The sequence below is a fragment of the Pseudomonas sp. GW822-FHT02D10 genome (genome assembly GCF_058802345.1).
Map to the genome: position 1 here is coordinate 25,881 of NZ_JBXAOB010000009.1, position 19,535 is coordinate 45,415.

At 58.9% G+C, this 19,535-nt stretch carries 21 protein-coding genes; 4 read left to right on the plus strand and 17 right to left on the minus strand.

Annotated features, from left to right (window positions below; translation table 11 throughout):
* Positions 1-57: 57 nt before the first annotated feature.
* From AC1RPZ_RS16025 to minC, 6 genes are all read right to left on the minus strand, one after another.
* The gene (locus AC1RPZ_RS16025; protein ID WP_493137973.1) at positions 58-234 is read right to left on the minus strand and encodes a hypothetical protein; all 177 of its coding nucleotides are present in this window, start codon (positions 232-234) and stop codon (positions 58-60) included.
* Positions 235-392: 158 nt separating this feature from the next.
* Positions 393-1,682, minus strand: coding sequence for a M18 family aminopeptidase (locus tag AC1RPZ_RS16030; protein WP_071553984.1), 1,290 nt, complete (start codon positions 1,680-1,682; stop codon positions 393-395).
* 101 nt (positions 1,683-1,783) lie between these two features.
* Complete coding sequence (locus AC1RPZ_RS16035; RefSeq protein ID WP_007940846.1) at positions 1,784-2,419, minus strand: RluA family pseudouridine synthase; 636 nt, start codon at positions 2,417-2,419, stop codon at positions 1,784-1,786.
* A 91-nt stretch (positions 2,420-2,510) separates the two neighbouring features.
* Complete coding sequence (gene minE, locus AC1RPZ_RS16040) at positions 2,511-2,765, minus strand: cell division topological specificity factor MinE (protein WP_019693048.1); 255 nt, start codon at positions 2,763-2,765, stop codon at positions 2,511-2,513.
* Positions 2,765-3,577, minus strand: coding sequence for a septum site-determining protein MinD (gene minD / locus AC1RPZ_RS16045; protein WP_493137974.1), 813 nt, complete (start codon positions 3,575-3,577; stop codon positions 2,765-2,767). Before minD ends, minE begins: the two co-directional genes overlap by 1 nt.
* 200 nt (positions 3,578-3,777) lie before the next feature.
* Positions 3,778-4,515: a septum site-determining protein MinC gene (minC, locus tag AC1RPZ_RS16050; protein ID WP_493138133.1), complete on the minus strand. Its 738-nt coding sequence runs from the start codon at positions 4,513-4,515 to the stop codon at positions 3,778-3,780.
* Positions 4,516-4,636: 121 nt separating this feature from the next.
* On the opposite strand from minC, the gene AC1RPZ_RS16055 reads away from it, so the two are divergent.
* Both AC1RPZ_RS16055 and AC1RPZ_RS16060 read left to right on the plus strand, forming a co-directional pair.
* Positions 4,637-5,569, plus strand: coding sequence for a lipid A biosynthesis lauroyl acyltransferase (locus AC1RPZ_RS16055; protein WP_493137975.1), 933 nt, complete (start codon positions 4,637-4,639; stop codon positions 5,567-5,569).
* Between the two features lie 46 nt (positions 5,570-5,615).
* Positions 5,616-6,788 carry a patatin-like phospholipase family protein gene (locus AC1RPZ_RS16060; RefSeq protein ID WP_493137976.1) on the plus strand — a complete coding sequence of 391 codons (1,173 nt, stop codon included), beginning with the start codon at positions 5,616-5,618 and terminating at the stop codon, positions 6,786-6,788.
* Between the two features lie 133 nt (positions 6,789-6,921).
* Here the strand turns inward: AC1RPZ_RS16060 and AC1RPZ_RS16065 are convergent, their stop codons facing one another.
* From AC1RPZ_RS16065 to puuE, 7 genes are all read right to left on the minus strand, one after another.
* Complete coding sequence (locus AC1RPZ_RS16065) at positions 6,922-7,776, minus strand: pirin family protein (protein WP_493137977.1); 855 nt, start codon at positions 7,774-7,776, stop codon at positions 6,922-6,924.
* A gap of 197 nt (positions 7,777-7,973) precedes the next feature.
* Positions 7,974-8,759 (minus strand): outer membrane protein OmpK, encoded by a 786-nt coding sequence (locus tag AC1RPZ_RS16070; protein WP_493137978.1) that lies wholly within the window; start codon positions 8,757-8,759, stop codon positions 7,974-7,976.
* A gap of 608 nt (positions 8,760-9,367) precedes the next feature.
* Positions 9,368-10,672, minus strand: a complete 1,305-nt coding sequence (locus AC1RPZ_RS16075) for a urate hydroxylase PuuD (RefSeq protein ID WP_493137979.1) — start codon at positions 10,670-10,672, stop codon at positions 9,368-9,370.
* Between the two features lie 50 nt (positions 10,673-10,722).
* Positions 10,723-11,226, minus strand: coding sequence for an ureidoglycolate lyase (locus AC1RPZ_RS16080; protein ID WP_007988150.1), 504 nt, complete (start codon positions 11,224-11,226; stop codon positions 10,723-10,725).
* Positions 11,227-11,368: 142 nt separating this feature from the next.
* Positions 11,369-12,364 carry an allantoicase gene (gene alc / locus AC1RPZ_RS16085; RefSeq protein WP_493137981.1) on the minus strand — a complete coding sequence of 332 codons (996 nt, stop codon included), beginning with the start codon at positions 12,362-12,364 and terminating at the stop codon, positions 11,369-11,371.
* 88 nt (positions 12,365-12,452) lie between these two features.
* Positions 12,453-12,968 carry a 2-oxo-4-hydroxy-4-carboxy-5-ureidoimidazoline decarboxylase gene (gene uraD, locus AC1RPZ_RS16090; protein ID WP_493137982.1) on the minus strand — a complete coding sequence of 172 codons (516 nt, stop codon included), beginning with the start codon at positions 12,966-12,968 and terminating at the stop codon, positions 12,453-12,455.
* Complete coding sequence (puuE, locus tag AC1RPZ_RS16095; protein WP_123426906.1) at positions 12,965-13,891, minus strand: allantoinase PuuE; 927 nt, start codon at positions 13,889-13,891, stop codon at positions 12,965-12,967. Before puuE ends, uraD begins: the two co-directional genes overlap by 4 nt.
* A 436-nt stretch (positions 13,892-14,327) precedes the next feature.
* Here puuE and uraH point away from each other — a divergent pair, with 436 nt between their 5' ends.
* The gene (uraH, locus tag AC1RPZ_RS16100; RefSeq protein WP_493137983.1) at positions 14,328-14,681 is read left to right on the plus strand and encodes a hydroxyisourate hydrolase; all 354 of its coding nucleotides are present in this window, start codon (positions 14,328-14,330) and stop codon (positions 14,679-14,681) included.
* Positions 14,682-14,859: 178 nt separating this feature from the next.
* Here the strand turns inward: uraH and AC1RPZ_RS16105 are convergent, their stop codons facing one another.
* The 3 genes from AC1RPZ_RS16105 to AC1RPZ_RS16115 all read right to left on the minus strand — a co-directional run bounded on the left by AC1RPZ_RS16105 (position 14,860) and on the right by AC1RPZ_RS16115 (position 17,663).
* Entirely contained in the window at positions 14,860-15,486 is a 627-nt protein-coding gene (locus AC1RPZ_RS16105; RefSeq protein ID WP_493137984.1) for a LysE family translocator, read from the minus strand.
* A gap of 64 nt (positions 15,487-15,550) precedes the next feature.
* The gene (locus AC1RPZ_RS16110) at positions 15,551-16,900 is read right to left on the minus strand and encodes an NCS2 family permease (protein WP_493137985.1); all 1,350 of its coding nucleotides are present in this window, start codon (positions 16,898-16,900) and stop codon (positions 15,551-15,553) included.
* A 316-nt stretch (positions 16,901-17,216) separates the two neighbouring features.
* Positions 17,217-17,663, minus strand: coding sequence for a MarR family winged helix-turn-helix transcriptional regulator (locus tag AC1RPZ_RS16115; protein WP_493137986.1), 447 nt, complete (start codon positions 17,661-17,663; stop codon positions 17,217-17,219).
* Positions 17,664-17,745: 82 nt separating this feature from the next.
* Between AC1RPZ_RS16115 and AC1RPZ_RS16120 the strand changes: the two genes are divergently transcribed.
* Entirely contained in the window at positions 17,746-18,912 is a 1,167-nt protein-coding gene (locus AC1RPZ_RS16120) for an aminotransferase-like domain-containing protein (protein WP_493137988.1), read from the plus strand.
* Positions 18,913-19,092: 180 nt separating this feature from the next.
* Here AC1RPZ_RS16120 and AC1RPZ_RS16125 read toward each other — a convergent pair whose 3' ends face one another.
* A complete protein-coding gene (locus tag AC1RPZ_RS16125) occupies positions 19,093-19,479 on the minus strand; it encodes a glutathione S-transferase N-terminal domain-containing protein (RefSeq protein ID WP_493137989.1) in 387 nt (128 codons plus the stop codon).
* Positions 19,480-19,535 lie beyond the last annotated feature (56 nt).

Here is a 19,535-nt window from a genome sequence, read left to right on the forward strand (position 1 = left end):
TTGCCTTGTCTTACCTTCGCTCGCTACGTTTTCACAACGCCTGGTCGTCAGCGCTTTTTATTCGTTCAGCTTGGCGAGGATTTTGTAAATCACCGTGGCGAGGATCAGCAGCATGCCGATCCACATTGAGAACACCCCGGCGTTCTTGTCGCGAAAGTTGAAGCCGATGGCCAGCAAGATCATTCCCGTCAGAATCGGAATGAGCATGGAGTTGAAAACAGACATCGAGATCATGGCGACAGCCTTGTCGAGAGGGTTGATGTAAGTCTAGGAGGCTTTTGTGCGACCGGTGGTGATATGTGTGTAGGAGCTGCCGAGGGCTGCGATCTTTTGATCTTGTCTTAAAAGCAAAATCAAAAGATCGCAGCCTTCGGCAGCTCCTACATTCAGGGTTACGGCAACTCGCGGCAAGCGTAGAACGCGCTCAACACTTTGACCAGGTGCGCCAGGTCATGACTGCCGCACAGTTCACGGATCGAATGCATGGCAAATGTTGGCAGGCCGATGTCCACGGTGCGCACGCCCAGATGGCTGGCGGTGATCGGGCCGATAGTCGAGCCGCAGCCCATGTCGCTGCGCACCACGAAGCTTTGTACCGGGACTTCTTCGGCCATGCACAGATGACGGAAGAACCCTGCGGTTTCGCTATTAGTGGCGTAACGCTGGTTGCTGTTGACCTTGATCACCGGGCCGGCATTGAGTTTCGGGCCGTGGTTGGCGTCGTGCTTGTCGGCGTAGTTGGGGTGTACGCCGTGGGCGTTATCGGCCGAGACCAGCAGCGATTTCTGAATGGTGCGGACGAACTCGTCACCTTCAGGCAGCAGGCGACGCAGGGTCTGTTCGAGCATCGGGCCATCGGCACCGCACGCCGAGCACGAGCCGACTTCTTCGTGGTCGTTGCACACCAGCACACAGGTTTCATCGGTTTCAGCCGTCAGCAAGGCTTGCAAGCCGGCGTAGCACGACAGCAGGTTGTCCAGGCGCGCACCGGCAATGAAGTCGCCGTGCAGGCCAATGACGGCGGCACTTTGAGTGTCGTAGAAACTCAACTCGTAATCGAGCACCACGTCGGCGTTCAGGCCGTGTTCCCGGGCCAATTGATCCGTGAGCACGGCGCGGAAGTCCACACGCTCGTCACCGGCAAATTGCGCAAGGATCGGCGGCAGCTCGGTCTGCGCGTTGATCGCCCAGCCCATGTTGGCTTCACGATTGAGGTGAATGGCCAGGTTGGGGATGGTGGCGATCGGTGCCTTGAAGTCGATCAGCTGGCTTTCGACCTTGCCGTCGCGGCGGAAGGTCACGCGGCCGGCCAGCGACAAGTCGCGGTCAAACCACGGGGCGAGCAGTGCGCCGCCATAGACTTCGACGCCCAGTTGCCAGAAACCCTGGCGTTGCAGTTCAGGTTGTGGCTTGACCCGCAGGCATGGGCTGTCGGTGTGGGCGCCGACCAGGCGGATGCCGTCGTGCAGTGGGGAATTGCGGCCCATCTTGATGGCGACGATCGAGGAGTCGTTACGGGTGACGTAGTAACGACCGTTGGCTTCGGTGGTCCAGGGCTCGCGCTCATCAAGGCGCTGATAACCCGCCGCTTCCAGACGCTGAACAAGGCTGGCGGTGGCATGGAATGGGGTAGGGGAGGCCTTGAGGAAGTCGATCAGGCCTTGGTTCAACTCTTCGCGCATAAGTAGCTCCAGACAGCAGTGCCGGGAGTTTACCGTATTGATCGAGCAATTGGGGTGCGTGCCAATGATCGTTCCCACGCATGGGAACGATCAATGAATACTCAGAAGGGTGCCGGGCACTCGAAGCGCAGGCGCTCGCCACTTTGTGGGTGGGTGAAACTGAGCATGCTGGCGTGCAGGCACAAGCGCGGCCAGGCGGCCAGGGCTTGCGGGTGAGCGTAAAGTCCGTCACCCAGCAGCGGATGACCGATGGACAACATGTGCACGCGTAACTGGTGTGAACGACCGGTGATCGGCGTCAGTTCCACCCGGCACCAGTCGCCGCAACGTTCCAGCACGCGCCAGAAGGTCAGCGCATGTTTGCCGAACTCATGGTCCACCACGTGGCGGGGTTTGGTCGGCGGGTCGTAGCGCAGTGGTAAGTCGATGCTGCCGCTGTCCAGTTCCGGCTGGCCCCAGCACAGTGCGGTGTAGGCTTTTTCGGTTTCGCGGTCGTGAAACTGCCGGGACAGTTCGCGATGGGTATCCGGGTCGCGGGCCAACAGGATGATCCCGGAGGTTTCCCAGTCCAGTCGATGGACGATACGGGCTTCCGGGTAGCCGTTTTCTTGCAGGCGGGTGATCAGGCAATCCTTGTTGTCATCGGCGCGACCGGGCACGGAGAGCAGCAGGGTAGGCTTGTCCACCACCAGTACGGCGGCGTCCTGATGGATGATGCGGATATTCGACAGCGGCATTAAAACAGCCTCGTAACAAACGCCAACGGCGACTCAGGTCCCCTCCGTTGCTGGAAAGGACCTGAGCCGCCGTGGCTCCCGTCGGATCGACTCAGCGATCGGGCAGGGTGATATTGAGTTCCAGAATCGAGCAGCTGCCCTGGTTTTCCAGTGCGACGTGCACGTCATCGGACCCGATATTGACGTACTTGCGGATCACTTCGACCAGTTCCTTCTGCAAGGCCGGCAAGTAGTCAGGGGTGCTGCGTTGGCCGCGTTCATGCGCCACGATGATCTGTAGACGCTCTTTCGCTACCGACGCGGTGCTTACTTTTTTGTTGGCACGAAAGAAGTCAAAAAGATTCATTATCTACCTCCAAACAGGCGCTCGAAGAATCCCTTCTTCTCAACATCAAGGAACCGGTGTTCCACGGTTTTGCCCAGCAGACGATCGACGGCATCGCTGTACGCCTGACCGGCGTCGCTCTGGTCGTCGAGAATCACTGGCACGCCTTGGTTGGAAGCCTTGAGTACGGCTTGCGATTCCGGAATCACGCCCAGCAGGGTGACGGCCAGAATCTCTTTGACGTCTTCGACGCCGAGCATTTCGCCGTTGCTGACGCGCGTAGGGTTGTAGCGGGTCAGCAGCAGGTGTTCCTTGATCGGGTCTTCGCCGTTTTCGGCGCGACGCGATTTGCTCGCCAACAGGCCCAGCATGCGGTCCGAGTCACGAACCGAGGACACTTCGGGGTTGGTCACGACGATCGCTTCGTCAGCGAAGTACATGGCCAGGTGGGCGCCTTTCTCGATGCCCGCCGGAGAGTCGCAGACCACGAATTCGAAGTCTTCCTTAAGTGCCATGAGCACTTTTTCCACGCCTTCTACGGTCAGCGCGTCTTTGTCGCGGGTCTGACTGGCGGCCAGGACGTAGAGGTTTTCAAGGCGCTTGTCCTTGATCAGGGCTTGCTGCAGGTTGGCTTCGCCGTTGACCACGTTGACGAAGTCATACACCACGCGACGCTCGCAACCCATGATCAGGTCGAGGTTACGCAGGCCGACGTCGAAGTCGACGATAACTGTTTTGTGACCGCGCAAAGCGAGGCCGGTACCGATAGCGGCGCTGGTGGTGGTCTTACCCACACCACCCTTGCCGGATGTAACCACGAGAATCTTGGCCAAGGTGTTTCACCCCTAAGGAAAAAGGACTTTTAGCCCCTGAAAAACATCTCTTGAAAACTACTGCAGTCGGACAGCCTTGGCTGGAATCCGGTCTTGGGCGGGGTTTACCTCGGGTAAACACTACCTTGTGCCTTTTTCCTACTTCGTTTGAGCCGTTTTCGCTACGTTTTAGAGATGCTTGGAAAATGCGGCAGTATCCGTTAAAGCCGAATGATGTTCAACACGTCGCCCGACAGGCTGACTTGTACGCCTGCCCCCCACAGCGGGTCGCGACGCAGATCTTCGGAAACCTTGTAATGACCAGCGATGGAGAGTAGCTCAGCGCTCAATTGCTGACAGAAAATCCGTGCCTTGGTGTCACCTTTTACGCCGGCCAGCGCACGACCGCGCATCGGCCCGTATACATGGATATTGCCATCGGCGAGAAGTTCCGCCCCCGGGCTGACCGAGGAAACCACTACCAAATCGCCACCTTGGGCGTAAATCTGCTGGCCACCACGAATGGGCGAAGTGATTATCCGGGTCGGCTTGATGGTCGGCTCAGGCGGTTTTTCCGGTTTTTTCCTGACTTCGCCTTCGTGCGGGTCAAGCGCCCGCTCGCGCGCACCAGACGGCGGAAGCACCGGCAGGTCGACGGCAATGGCGGCAGCGATGTCTTCGATGCGGCTGGCGCGGATGGCCAGCGTGCGCAAGCCATGGTGGCGGCAAACACGCATCAGCGCAGGCAGGTCGACCGCGCCTTCAGTGGCCGGGAGTTTGTCCAGGGCCAGCACCAGCGGCGCATTGCTGAAAAAGTTCGGCGCCAGGGCGACCTTCGCGGCCAGTTGTCGGTCGAGGCTTTCGAGGTCATTGCGCGCCAGTTCCAGCACCGTAATGGCGAGCATGCTGCCCTTCAACTGGAACACGGGATCTTGGTCTAGCGGTTCGGTTTGGCTCATGGTCGGCATAAAACGGCTTGTCACTAAAAGTGCCGAGACTTATAACGAGAACGCCCGCGAGCCGCAAGCCGGGTCGAACCGATGTAGAATGCGCGGCCTTGTTGTCTGTCCGGAATCGTTAATGGATCGCCCGCAATTACGAGCTGCATTTTTTCTTCCACGCTTTTGGCCGCTATGGTGCGGTCTAGGGCTGCTGTGGCTGGTCGTTCAGTTGCCGTACCCGGTGTTAGTACGCATTGGTCGCGTGCTGGGTGCCGGCATGTATCGGGTCGCCACCGACCGGCGGCGCATTGCCAAGCGCAACCTGGAACTGTGTTTTCCCGATAAAACGCCTGCCGAGCGCAAGCGTCTGCTCAAGGAAAACTTCGTCTCGACCGGCATTGCCTTCTTCGAGATGGCCATGAGCTGGTGGTGGTCGCGGGCGCGTCTGGCGCGTCTGGCCCATGTCGAAGGGCTGGAGCACCTCAAGCAGGCTCAGCGCGACGGCAAGGGCGTGATCCTGATGGCATTGCACTTCACTACTCTGGAAATCGGCGCGGCGTTGCTCGGCCAGCAACACACCATCGACGGCATGTACCGCGAACATAAAAACCCGCTGTTCGATTACATTCAGCGGCGCGGTCGTGAAAGGCATAACCTCGATTCACTGGCGGTGGAGCGCGACGACGTACGCGGCATGCTCAAATTGCTGCGCGCAGGACGGGCGATCTGGTATGCACCGGATCAGGACTACGGCGCCAAGCAAAGTATCTTCGTACCATTGTTCGGCATTCAGGCCGCGACCGTTCCCGCCACCAGCAAGTTTGCCAAGTTGGGCAAGGCGCTGGTGGTGCCGTTCACCCAGGAACGCCTGGCCGATGGCAGTGGCTACCGTCTGGTGATCCATGCGCCGCTGAGCGATTTTCCGGGTGAAAGCGATGAGGTCGACTGCATCCGGATCAACCAATGGGTCGAACGTTGCGTGCGCGATTGCCCTGAGCAATACCTCTGGACCCATCGACGCTTCAAGAGCCGCCCGCCCGGCGAGCCGAAACTGTATGCCAAACGCGGTTGAACCTACCCCGCTGGAATGAAAGCCCCAAGCGCCATGGAGTGTTGCGATGAGTTCAGCTGAGCCGGTTACTGGTTTGATTCTTTCCGGCGGCGGGGCTCGGGCGGCGTATCAGGTCGGGGTGCTGGCGGCGATTGCCGAGCTGCTGCCGGCAGGTGTTGCCAATCCGTTCCCGGTGATTGTCGGCACTTCGGCCGGGGCGATCAATGCGGTGAGCCTGGCCAGCGGGGCGATGGACTTTACCGGGGCCATCGAGCGGCTGACCGCATTCTGGCAGGGCTTTCGCAGCCATTTGGTGCTGCGCAGCGATTGGCCGGGGGTGATCAGCCAGGCCAGCCGTTTTGTCAGCCACAGCCTGCTGGGGATTGGCGCAAAAGTACCGGTGGCGTTGATCAACAGCTCACCGCTGCGCGATTTGTTGAGCGACAATCTGCACCTGTCCGGAATCAATGAAGCCATCGCGCAAAAGCAACTGCACGCGGTGGCCGTCACCGCTTTCGGTTATGAATCCGGGCAAGCTGTGACTTTCTATCAGGGCGGCCGCAGCATTGATGCCTGGTTGCGCCATCGACGTATTGGTGTGCCGACTCAATTGACGGTCGACCATCTGCTCGCCAGTTCGGCGATCCCCCTGTTGTTTGCGCCCGTGAAGATCGACAACGAGTACTTCGGCGACGGAGCGGTGCGTCAGTCGGCACCGATCAGCCCGGCCCTGCACCTGGGGGCGAGCAGGGTGCTGGTGGTGGGCGTCAGTGGTAACCCGCGGGGCTTTGACCCCGAGAACCCTTTGCAACGTACTTACACCGGTCAGCAGCCGTCGTTGGCGCAGATTGGTGGGCACATGCTCAACAGTACGTTCATTGACAGCCTGGAGAGCGACATCGAACTGTTGCAACGCTTGAACCAGTTCAGTCACCTGTTGCCCGCCAGTACAGCGGCCCATAGCCTCGGCGTGGCGCCGGTGGAGGTCTTGGTGATCGCCCCGAGTCAGCCGATCGATGAAATCGCCGCGCGGCATCGGCAAGAACTGCCGGCAGCGTTGCGACTGTTCTTGCGCGGGCCGGGTGCGACCAAGACCAGCGGGGCCGGGGTGTTGAGTTATTTGTTGTTCGAGTCGGGGTATTGCAGCGAGTTGATCGAGCTTGGCCGCCGCGATGCGTTGGCCAAGCGCGAAGAGTTATGTCGGTTTTTGGGGTTGGAAGAGCCTGCAGTCCTGGCTTGAGGACTGCGGCGCGGCCATCGCGAGCAAGCTCGCTCCCACAAGGGATCGTTGTCGAGCACAAATACTGTGTGCACTGAAGATCAACTGTGGGAGCGAGCTTGCTCGCGATGGCGTACGTTCAGACGATAACGAACTATGCAGTCAACCGATCATCGCGAAAATCACGCAATGCCTGTTCGATCTCGTCCCGGGTGTTCATCACGAACGGCCCGTACTGCACGATCGGCTCACCCAGCGGTTTACCGGCAATCAACAGCACCCTGGCGCCGGACTCGCTGCTCAGTTGCAGCTCACCTTCATCCGACAAACGGATCAGTTTGCTGGCGCCGACGCTCTGGATTTGCCCCGGTAATTCCACGCTGCCTTCATACACATAGAGCAGCGCCCGATGCCCATCCGGCAGTTTCGGCGTGATGCGGGTGCCGGCCGGCAGATGGCAGTCGAAGTAATACGGTTCGGTATCCGGCCGCTGCACCGCGCCCACCTGTTGAATCGCGCCATCATCGAATAGACCGGCGATCACCACCACCTTGACGCCCTGTGCGGTTTTCAGTCGTGGAATATCCGCCGGCTGAATGTCCCGATAACTGGCCGGATCGAGTTTGTGCTTGCCCGGCAGGTTCAGCCACAGCTGGAAGCCGCGCATCACGCCTTCTTCCTGCTCCGGCATTTCGCTGTGGATGATGCCCTTGGCGGCCGTCATCCATTGCACGCCACCGCCCTCCAGCAAACCGACGTTACCCAGATGGTCTTCATGGCGCATGCGGCCTTCGAGCATGTAGGTCACGGTCTCGAAACCACGGTGCGGGTGGGGTGGGAAGCCGGCAATGTAGTCGTCGGGATTTTCCGAGCCGAATTCGTCGAGCATCAGGAACGGGTCGAAGCGTTCGACACCTGCGCCACCGAATACGCGGGTCAGCTTGACCCCAGCGCCGTCGGACGCAGGTTGGCCGGTATGCAGACTTAGCACTTTGCGAAATTGAGTCATCGGTGCAACTCCTCGATCAGAGTGGAATGGCGCCATGCTATGCCAGACGGATTGATCAATGGTTGCGAATTTTGCGAGGGTTTAATCGGCTTGTTCGATGTGTTGCCGGTAAAGCAAAAGATCGCAGCCGGCGCCGGCCCCTACACTCGATGCGCTTGTGTAGGTGTTGGCGAAGCCTGCGATCTTTTGACTTTGGATCAGAAGTGGTACTTCACCAGCAAGCTCGTGGCGCTCTGATTGGTGGTGAAGTCTTTCGTGTCTTCGATGGCGTACTTGTTCTTCCAGTAGTCGTACTCGACACCGACGTACAGCTGCTTTTCGCCCCAGTGCAAGGCTTTGCCCAAGTCGTACTTGATCTGTGGGTTGAAGTGCAGGTTGGCGTGGTAGGTGCCTTGACTGTTCTTGTCGTTGTCGACCACCCAGTCCATGTAACCGTCGATCAGCACGCTGGAGCTGCCCACCGGGATGGTGTAGGACCACACCGGAGTGATCTGCCAGATGTTGTTACCCGGGCGTTTGTCGTCGGTGTGGCGGTTGTAGAAGTTCAGCTGGAAATAATCGAAACCGGGAATGGCCAGGTCGAAGCCCGGACCGATCAGGTAGGAGTTGACGTCGCCTTCACCGGTCTCGTAGGTCATGGCCAGCAGGACGTCCTTGATCGGGCCGAATTCGAGTTTCTGGTCGAAGATCTTGCCGAACGACAGGCGCGGGCTGAACTCACCGTAGTAAGTGTTATTGCCGACGTAGGCGTCAGGTTTGCCGTTGTAGAAAGTCTTGTCGATGAACAGGAAGTTGTCCCCGTATTTCCAGGCATCGGCGTGCTCGAAGGTCACGGTTTGCTGGATGCTCGGGTTGACTTTAAAGTCTTTGCCGTAGAGATAGGTCAGGCTGTTGTTCTGCCATTGCAGCAGATCGCCGGCCATTGCCTGGCCCCCCGCCAGCAAGGATCCAGCGAGCATCAGGCTAGTGCACGTACGTTTCATTCGGTTGCTCCCAAAGTAGGTGTTTCCACGTTTTTTTTTTGAGTCGGCGCTCTGGTGTGGCGCCTTTTTTTCGTTGCTGTAAAAAATCATCCAGTCGGTCAGCTTTAGGGCTCTAGCAAGAGCTGAGCCAAGGCTTTTAAAAAGCCAATAAACGCCCGCTCGGCTGCTCGAAAGCAGTCGATCAAGCGTCCATTCGGTTTTTATTGGGGTGTGCCTTGTGACCGTCCAGAGCCGGGGTAAGTTGGCTACATGGTCAGGAATTAAATCCGGGCTTTTTTTTAGACCCGATTCAGGCGGCCGCGGAGAATACTGGCTCCCGCGCCATGGCTCAAGCGCCCCGAAACGGAGCACCGCTATCAAGTCTGTCATCGTGTTGCTCCTCGATTGTTCTTATTGTTAAGGCGCAGACAGCCGCTGACAGCGACCGGGTGTATTGCCGGCCGGCCTGTCATGCGGGTACTGGGTGTCACGGGTGGAACCGGATAACGATGAAGGGGCGGGTGGACCGCGTTGCGGTCATTCGCGAGCAGGCTCGCTCCCACGGTTCTTGCACAACCTCTGTGGGAGCGAGCGTGCTCCGGGCGGCGTTCCGACGATGTTTTTACTGCTTAGTTGGTCCGGGCTCCCTGATTGATCCAGGCACCGATCAGGTCACGTTCCTGTTGGGTCATCTGAGTGATGTTGCCCAGCGGCATGATCTGGCTGGCGACGGCCTGGGCCTGGATGCGCGGGGCGTTTTGGCGGATCTGTTCGGGTGTATCGAACATCACGCCGGCCGGTGCTGCGCTGAACAGAGGGCTGGTCGGCTTAGCCGAATGGCAGACCGCGCAACGTTCCTGAATCACGCTGTGCACCTTGCTGAAGTCCGGACCGCTTGCTGTCGAGGCTTGCGCCGGTGCAGCAGGGGCGGCTGGTGCAGCCGACGCTGCTTCAGCGGGTTTGGCACCACCAAGGGCGGTTTCCGGCAGCGGCTGGTACTCGATCTTCGCCGGTGCCTTGGCCACTTCCGGGGTGTTCATCGGCGCAGGACCGGTGACGTAGGCCAGGCAGATCATGCCCACTGCAGCGACGGGCAGGGTCCAGGCAAACTTGTGGCTTTCGTGGCGGGTGTTGAAGTAGTGACGCACCAACACCGCCAGTACCGCGATCCCGGCCAGGATCAACCAGTTGTACTGGCTGCCGTAGGTGCTCGGGAAGTGGTTGCTGATCATGATGAACAGCACCGGCAAGGTGAAGTAGTTGTTGTGGCGTGAACGCAGCAGGCCCTTGGCCGGCAGTGCCGGATCCGGCGTGCGGTTCTCGGCAATGGCTGCCACCAGTGCCCGTTGGGCTGGCATGATGATGCGGAACACGTTACCGACCATGATGGTGCCGATGATGGCGCCCACGTGCAGATACGCACCGCGACCGCTGAACACTTTGCTGAAGCCGTAAGCGGCGCCAATGATCAGCACGAACAGAATTCCACCTAGCAGGGCAGGACGTTTGCCCAGCGCCGAGTCGCAGAGGAAGGAGTAGATGAACCAGCCGATGAACAGCGAGCCGAGACCGATGGCCACGCCTTCAGGTCCGCTCAGGCTGCTGCCAGGTGCCAGCAGGTACAGCGTCGGGTTGGAGTAGAACACCACGCACAGCAGCGCGATCCCCGACATCCAGGTGAAGTAGGCTTCCCATTTGAACCAGTGCAGGTTGTCCGGCATGGTCGGTGGGGCCAGTTTGTATTTCTCGAGGTGGTAGATCCCGCCACCGTGAATCGCCCAGAGATCGCCCGCCAGACCGTTTTTCGGGTTGACCCGATTGAGGTTGTTTTCCAGCCAGACGAAGTAGAACGACGCGCCGATCCAGGCCACGCCAGTGATCATATGAACCCAGCGGATGCTCAGGTTCAGCCATTCCAACAGATGTGCTTCCACAGTCTTTACCTCTCGCCTGTCACTCTGTTGTCGAGTGATCAGACCTTCTCTTATTGGTGGGGGGCGAGGATCAAACGCTCATCCTCTTTGAAAAAATGCTCATCGCAGTTATTGCCTGTGCCACTGCGATCAACCACCAGGAAGTCATCCCGCTTTTCGATCGTCAGCACCGGATGGTGCCAAACGCCGCGATGGTAATTAATGCCCTGCCTGCCGTTGGTGACGAAGGCGCGGACCAAGCCTGATACAGGTTCATCGCCAAGTGGCGCGACCACGATCAGAAAGGGGTTGCCGAGCAGCGGAATGAAAGCCTGGCTGCCCAGCGGATGGCGCTCCAGCATGCTGACGGTCAGCGGCATGTCCTGCGCGTCGGCGCGGAAGATGCTGATGATCGCCTTGTCCTCTGGCGTGGCGGTTTCCACCGTCGCCAGTTTATGAAAGCGCATGGTCGAACCGTTGTTGATCATGAAGTGATCGCTGCCATCGGTTTCGATCACGTCACCGAAAGGGGCGAAGGCTTCTTTGGTCAGCGGTTCAATTGTCAATGTGCGCATGCTGGTCTTATTATCTCGAGTTCGTTGTTGTCTGGTCTATTGCTATCGTCGGAACGCCGCCCGGAGCAAGCTCGCTCCCACAGGTTTTGTGAACACCACAATCCAGTGTGGGAGCGAGCCTGCTCGCGATTGGGCGCGACGCTTATTTCGCGACCTTGCCCAGTACACGCAAGCGGCTCACGCCACCGTCCGGGAACACGTTCAGGCGGATGTGGGTGATCGGGCCCAGGGCTTTGATCTGCTCGGCGAAGGTGTGTTCGGCGTGCATTTCCAGCTTCTGGGCTGGTAGCAGTTCGCGCCAGAACAGCGATTGGGTTTCGATCTGGCTGTCGGTGCCGCCCTTGACGAACGCGCCCTGGATCGAGCAGGTATCCGGGTAGTTGCCTTTGAAGTGCAGGGTGTCGACGATGACTTTTTCGATCACGCCCGGGTGACCCAATGCGACGATCACCCAGTCATTGCCCGGGGTGCGACGACGGGCAGTTTCCCAGCCATCGCCCATATTGACGCCACGGCCCGGGTTGAGGATGTTGCTCATGCGACCGAAGTGTTCGTCGGAGCAGGCCAGGGCGCGACCGCCGTTCAGGGCAGCAGCCAGGTCAACTTGCTCGTTGTCGCCAACCGCCGACCAGTCGCGGAACGGAATGCCGTACACGCGCAGACGGGCGACACCGCCGTCCGGGTAGATGTTGAAACGCAGGTGACTGAAGGCCTGGTCGTTGTTGATTTCGTGGAAGTGGTGGCTGTTGCCTTGCAGCTCGACGGCCGACAGCACTTCAACCCACTGGGTGTTTTCAGTTGGCTCGCCGGAGGCCACGAAGCAGGCTTCGAGGGAGGCGGACGGCGGGAAGTTGCCGGTGAAGAATGAGGTATCGATGTCCACGCCTTTGATCGAGCCAGGCACGCCCAGACGGATCACGGCACTGTCGTAGCCTTCGAAGCGCTTGCGGCGCGACTCCCAGCCATCCATCCACTTGCCGTTGTCATCGAACACACCTTCTTTCCATACGGCCGGGGTCGGCTGGAACAGGCGGTTGGCATCAGCGAACCAGTCATCGGTGACCGAGATGATCTTGGTGCCCAGACGGGCGTCGGCCAGGTTGACGAACTTCTCGAAAGGTACGGCGTAAGCTTTCATTCTTCTAGTCTGCCTTTAATAAAGTGGCTTGGGATGCTTGCAGGGCCCTGGGCGTTTTTTACGTTCATTTACGCTCGAGCCAGGTTCGCTAAAGAGTCAGTAATCGGAACAGGGCGATCTTGTTGATCTCCGCCAGCGCGCATTTGAATTCGGTGTCGACCGAGTTGTGAATGCGCGTTTCGAACGCGGCGAGGATCTGATGCCGGTCGCTGCCTTTTACCGCCATGATGAAGGGAAACTTGAACTTGGCCTTGTAGGCGTCGTTCAGCTCGGTGAAGCGCTGAAACTCCTCGCTCGAGCATTGGTGAATGCCGGCGCCAGCCTGTTCATTCGTGCTGGCTTCGGTCAGTTGGCCCTGGACGGCGGCTTTACCGGCCAGGTCCGGGTGAGCGTTGATCAGGGCCAGTTGGCTTTTGTGATCGGCGCTTAGCAGGATGTCGCTCATGCGCTGGTGCAGGGTTTCGATCTCGTTGATCGCAGCGTCCTGTCCCAGGTCAAAGGCCTTTTCGGCGACCCATGGCGAATGTTCGTAGATGTCGGCAAAGGCGTTGACGAAGGCGTCGCGGCTCAAGGTCGATGGCTTCAAGGTCTGGAAGGTAGTCATTTCGAAGCCCCTTGGTACGGGTGGGTTTCGTGCCAGTGGCGGGCGATGTCGACCCGGCGGCTGAACCAGACTTGTTCATGGCTCTTGGCGTATTCGATAAAACGCTTCAGTGCGGCCAGGCGGGCAGGGCGACCGATCAGGCGGCAGTGCAAACCGATGGAGAGCATTTTTGGCGATTCGGCACCTTCGGCGTAAAGCACATCGAAGGCATCCTTGAGGTACTGGTAGAAATCGTCGCCCTTGTTGAAACCCTGAACCTGGGTGAAGCGCATGTCGTTGGTGTCCAGGGTGTACGGGATCACCAGGTGTGGCTTGCCAGTTGGGTTGTTTGGTTCCCAGTACGGCAGATCATCGTCGTAGGTGTCGCAGTCGTACAGGAAGCCGCCTTCTTCCATCACCAGCCGACGGGTGTTCGGCCCGGTGCGACCGGTGTACCAGCCCAATGGGCGCTCGCCGCTGATTTCGGTGAGGATGCGGATCGCTTCGAGCATGTGCTCGCGCTCTTGCGCTTCGTCCATGTGCTGGTAGTCGATCCAGCGATAGCCGTGGCTGCAAATCTCGTGACCGGCTTCAACCATGGCGCGGATCACGTCCGGGTGGCGCTGGGCGGCCATCGCCACGGCGAAGATGGTCAGCGGGATGTCGAACTCCTTGAACAGCTTGAGGATCCGCCAGACGCCGGCACGGCTGCCATACTCGTACAACGATTCCATGCTCATGTTGCGCTCGCCTTGCAGCGGCTGCGCCGAGACCATTTCCGAGAGGAAGGCTTCCGACTCTTTATCGCCGTGCAGAATGTTGCGCTCGCCGCCTTCCTCGTAATTGAGTACGAAGGACAAGGCGATGCGGGCATTGCCCGGCCAGTGTGGGTGGGGAGGGTTACTGCCGTAACCGATCAGGTCGCGTGGGTAGTCAGCGCTCACTGCAGTCTTCCTTCTTGTTCGGGGTTGCTTATTCGCGATAAGGGGTGTGTGGCGGCCTGCGGGTGAGGTGACAGGCTGGCGTCACAGCGATGGGCTGATTGTATACAACTTTATATTCACTTTGTAAGCCTGATTTTTCGCATTTTTCATCAACAGTCATCTTTTAAGGGGACTGCAAGAAACCTGCCTGAGTGGTCAGCTAATGGATGGAAGGTCCACTGATCTTATGGTTCGGCGTCAGATTCGCCGAGAATTCTTGAATGACGGAGCTGGCGGTAAAAATGTCGTTTTTATTGTGTACAATTTATTAGAAAAGTGTCTTAATCAGTCGCTCGCCGCCGCTTTTCGTGCTCCGAAAAGGTGCGGTCTCCTTTCTAACTGACTCCGGGAGGCGCGAGGTCTGACTGCTGCAAACGCAGGCAGGCGCGCAGAATCAATGGGACGTTTGACTACACACATTTTGGACGCAGCACACGGTTGCCCGGGCAGCTCGATCAAGGTCGAGTTGTACCGCGTTGAGGGTTCGCAGCTGGAATTGGTCGCCAGCGCACTGACCAACAGCGACGGCCGTTGCGACGCGCCCTTGTTGCAAGGTGATGACTACCGTTCCGGGGTTTATCAGCTGCAGTTTCATGCCGGTGATTACTACCGCGCGCGCGGTGTACAGCTGCCGGAGCCGGCGTTTCTCGATGTGGTGGTGCTGCGGTTTGGTATCTCGGCAGAGCAGGATCACTACCATGTGCCGTTGTTGATTTCGCCCTACAGCTATTCGACCTACAGAGGAAGCTAGGACTTTCCCCCCAAGAATCCTGCGCATAAGCTTCTTTGGTCTTTCGCCCGCTCACACTGCGGGCTTTTTTTCGCCCGTAGATAACGTCAAAAGATCGCAGCCTTCGGCAGCTCCTACGGGCGGACACAAAACTGCGTAGGAGCTGCCGAAGGCTGCGATCTTTTGATCTTGCTTTACCTTAACGGCTCAACAGAGATGCCGCACCCGCGCTACTGAACAACCCGGCACTGATGCGGTTGAACCAGCTCTGGCCCTTGCCGCTACGCAGATACCGCGCCGCACCCTGCGCGCCGAGGCCGTAAGCCAGCTTGCAGCACAGGTCGAGCAGGGTCCAGGTGGCGATCATGATCAGCAGCTGCGGCAGAAATGGCTGCTGTGCGCTCAAAAACTGCGGCAGGAAAGCGGCAAAGAACAGAATGTCTTTCGGGTTGCTCGCGCCCAGTACAAACGCGCGCCCGAACAGTCCGCGAAAGCGCGGAACCGCCGCAGCCTGCGGCACCTCGGCGGCATGGGCGGGTTGCCGTGATTGCTGCCAGCTCTGCCAGGCGAGGTAGAACAGGTACAGCGCGCCGACAATCTTCAGCGCGCTGAAGAGTTGCTCCGAAGCCAGCAGCAGGGCGCCCAGACCCAATGCCGAAGCGCTCAACAGGCAGATCGAGGCAATCACCCCGCCGAGAAACGCCGGGTACGAACGGCGTAAGCCGTAGTTCAGACTGTTGCTGATCATCAACAACGACAAGGGACCCGGGATCAGGATGACCACCAGGGCAGCGCCGCTGAACAGCAGCCAGGTTTCCAGACTCATCACTTTCCTCCAAATGTGCAAAAGCCCCACCCGACGGGGTGAGGCTGGGTGACGCTTGTATCGCTTACAAGAAAATGAACTTGGCGATAAAGATCGCGCACAGCACCCATAGACTGATGGAAATTTCCTTGTGTTTGCCCGTACCGGCCTTGAGCACCACGTAGGTGATAAAGCCCAGCGCGATGCCGTCGGCAACCGAGAAGGTCAACGGCATCATGATGGCCGTGACGATCGCCGGAATGCTGTCAGTGGCTTCACTCCACTTGATGTGCTCCAGGCCGCTCATCATCAGCATGGCCACATAAATCAGCGCACCGGCGGTGGCGTAAGCGGGGATCATGCCAGCCAGCGGCGCGAAGAACATCGCGGCAATAAATAGCACACCCACGGTCACTGCGGTAAGACCGGTACGACCACCGGCGGCTACACCGGCAGCACTTTCCACGTAGCTGGTGACTGGCGGTACACCGACCATCGCACCGAACACGCTCGACGCGCTGTCAGCTTTCAGCGCGCGGGAGAGGTTTTCGATCTTCCCGTCTTCGCCGACCAGGCCTGCCCGTTGCGCCACGCCCATCAGGGTCCCGGCGGTGTCGAACATGTGCACGAAGAGGAACGCCAGCACCACGCTGATCATGCTGACGTTAAACACGCCGGCGATATCCATGGCCATCCAGGTCGGTGCCAGGCTCGGCGGCGTCGACATGATGCCACTGTAGTGCACCAGGCCCAGACCCCAACCGGCGAGGGTCACGGTGATGATACTGATCAGGATCGCACCGAACACGCGGTGGTAACTGAGTACCGCAATCATCAGGAAGCAGACGGCGGCCAACAGCGGACCAGGGTCACGCAGGTTACCCAGTTTGATCAGCGTGGCCGGGCTGGCGACGATGATGCCGGCGGTTTTCAGGCCGATGATCCCCAGGAACAAACCAACGCCTGCGCCCATGGCGAAGCGCAAACTCACTGGAATGCTGTTGAGCAGCCATTCCCGAACGCGTGACAGCGTCAGGAACATAAACAACACACCGGAAATGAACACTGCACCCAGGGCAGCTTCCCAGTGGTAGCCCATGGTGCCGACCACGGTGTAGGTAAAGAAGGCGTTCAAGCCCATGCCTGGCGCGAGACCAACCGGCCAGTTGGCATACAGCCCCATCAACAGGCAACCGAGTGCGGCGGCGATACAGGTCGCGACAAAGGCTGCACCGTGGTCGATCCCGGCGTCCGCCATGATGTTGGGGTTGACGAAGATGATGTAGGCCATGGTGATGAAGGTTGTAATACCTGCGATCAGCTCGGTCCTCACCGTGGTGCCATGCAAGCTGAGTTTAAAGATGCGCTCCAGCCAGCCATTGCGTAATGGCGGCGAGAGTTCCAGCGTCGAGGCTTCGGATTTGCGGCTTTCCACAGAGAGTACTCCTCAAGAGTTTTATTGTTATTTCCAGAGCCGGACACATGAGGTGGGCAGCGGCTCTTTGAGGTACTTGCAAATTTGTTGACCTGATGGTCAGGAACTCGCACGAAGCGAATTATGCTTTTGTATACAAATAAAGCAAATAATGTTTTTGATTTTGTAGACGAAAGGATTGGCAATAGGGATATATCGCCAGGAAGGACGCCATCGCGAGCAAGCTCGCTCCCACAGTTGAGCGCATTCCCCTGTGGGAGCGAGCTTGCTCGCGAAAGCGTCAGATCGGCTCATAAAAATCCAGCAGACGGATCGCTTAGTCAGCGTTCACCTGGGATTGCCCCAGCGCCTTATTCACTGCCAACCAGCCATCCACTGCCGCTTCGCCAGCCTCGGCAAACACTCGCTCAAGCAATTTCACCTGCTCACGCCGCAACGACTCCTCGAACCGCGCACCGTCGACGGTCAGTTCCAGCAGGCGTTTACGTTTATCGGTTTCTGACGTCACGCTGTCCACCAGCTTCATTTCCAGCAACTGGCGCAGCGGAATGTTCAGCGCCTGTTTGCTGACCCCCAGCAGCGCCAGCAGTTCTGTGACATTCAGCGTGGGGTAGCGGGCGATGAAAAACACGATGCGTTGATGCACCCGACTCAAGCCTCGGCGCTCAAGCATTTCGTCGGCTTTGGCGGTGAAGGCCTGATAGCCGAAGAAGAACGCTTCCATGGCGGCTTGCTGGGTGGTTTGATTTTTAAGGTCAAGCATATTGACGTATCTGCTCGCGCTGTCGTAATTTCGGTCAAGTAGTTTGACTTAACTCCTTTGGCCTTCGCTACCGGTGACCCTCATGGCTTTTTCCGAACGTGTCTCGCGCCTTAAAAGTTCTTTGATCCGTGAAATCCTTGCCGCGGCTCAGCGCCCGGAAGTAATGTCGTTCGCCGGCGGCCTGCCCGCCGAAGCCATGCTGCCGAAGGTCGAGTGGGCCGAGATGCCCCTGTCCATGGGTCAATACGGCATGAGCGAAGGCGAACCGGCATTACGCGAAGCCTTGGCCGCTGAGGCCCGAGCCTTGGGCGTGCCGTGCGAGGCGAGTCAGGTGTTGGTGGTCAGCGGCTCCCAGCAAACCCTCGATCTGGCGGCCAAGCTGTACATCGACAAAGGCACCGAGATCATGCTCGAAGCGCCGACCTATCTGGCCGCGCTGCAAATCTTCCAGTTGTTCGGCGCTGACTGCCTGACCGTGCCGCTTGAGGCCGACGGCCCGAACCTGTATGAGCTGCGTGCGCGCCTGGAAAAACATCACCCGGCGTTCATCTACCTGATCCCGACGTTCCAGAACCCTTCGGCAGTGCGCTACAGCGAAGCCAAGCGTGATGCGGTGGCGGTGTTGCTCGATGAGTTTGGCGTGACCTTGATTGAGGACGAACCCTACCGTGAGCTGACCTTTGATGGCGGCAGCGCCACGCCGATCGTCAGTCGCTTGAAGAAGGCCAGCTGGATCTACACCGGCACCGTGTCCAAGACCTTGCTGCCAGGGTTGCGCGTTGGCTATCTGATCGCCAGCCCGGACCTGTTTCCGCACCTGCTGCGGCTCAAGCAGTCGGCTGACCTGCACACTAACCGTGTCGGCCAATGGCAGGCGTTGCAATGGATCGGCACCGAAAAGTTTCGCGATCACCTGAGTGAACTGCGGGACTTCTACCGGGTTCGTCGTGACGCTTTCCAGTTGGCGCTGGAGACCCATTTTTCCGATCTGGCCGAGTGGAATGTGCCGCAGGGCGGGCTGTTTTTCTGGTTGACCCTGAAGCAGCCATTGGACACCCGGACTTTGCTGAATGAGGCATTGGCGCAGGACGTGGCGTTCATGCCGGGGGAGCCGTTCTTCTCTGCGCCGGACAACAATCCGGGGCATCTGCGGCTGAACTTCAGCCACATCGATCCGGCGCGGCTGGACGAAGGGCTTAAACGATTGGCTGGGGTGGTGCGTCAGGCACAGGCTGCGGACGCAGCGTGAGGGACGGGTAAAAAAAAATAAACCGGCGAATGCGCCGGTTTATTTTTGTCCGGGATTTGTGGCGGCTGTGCGGGCCTCATCGCGAGCAAGCTCGCTCCCACACTGGGTTGCTGGTGAACACAAAACCCCTGTGGGAGCGAGCCTGCTCGCGATGGCGTCAGTCAGGCCATCACAAAACCATCAGGCCGCCGCAAACCGCTTGTCCAGATAATCGATGATCACCTTGGATTCATACATCCAGGTGGTCTGGCCATTCTCTTCGATACGCAGGCACGGCACTTTGATCTTGCCACCTTGCTCCAACAGGGTCTGGCGATCCTGTTCGCTGTTTTTCGCGTCACGCAGGGCAACCGGCACGTTCAGGCGGCGCAGTGTGCGGCGGGTCTTCACACAAAACGGGCAGGCGTGGAACTGATACAGCGTCAGGTCTTTTGCGGCTTGTTCGATCTGGGCCTGAGCGGCGGCGGGGCGCTTCTTTTTGCTCGGGCGGGTGAGGAAGTCGATGAAGATGATCAACTGGCCAAGGCCGACACGTAGCCCTTTGATAAGTTGTGCTTTGACGGACACGATAGCCTCACGGGGCGAAGAAGAAAGGCGCGCAGCTTACCTGATTTTTCACAGAC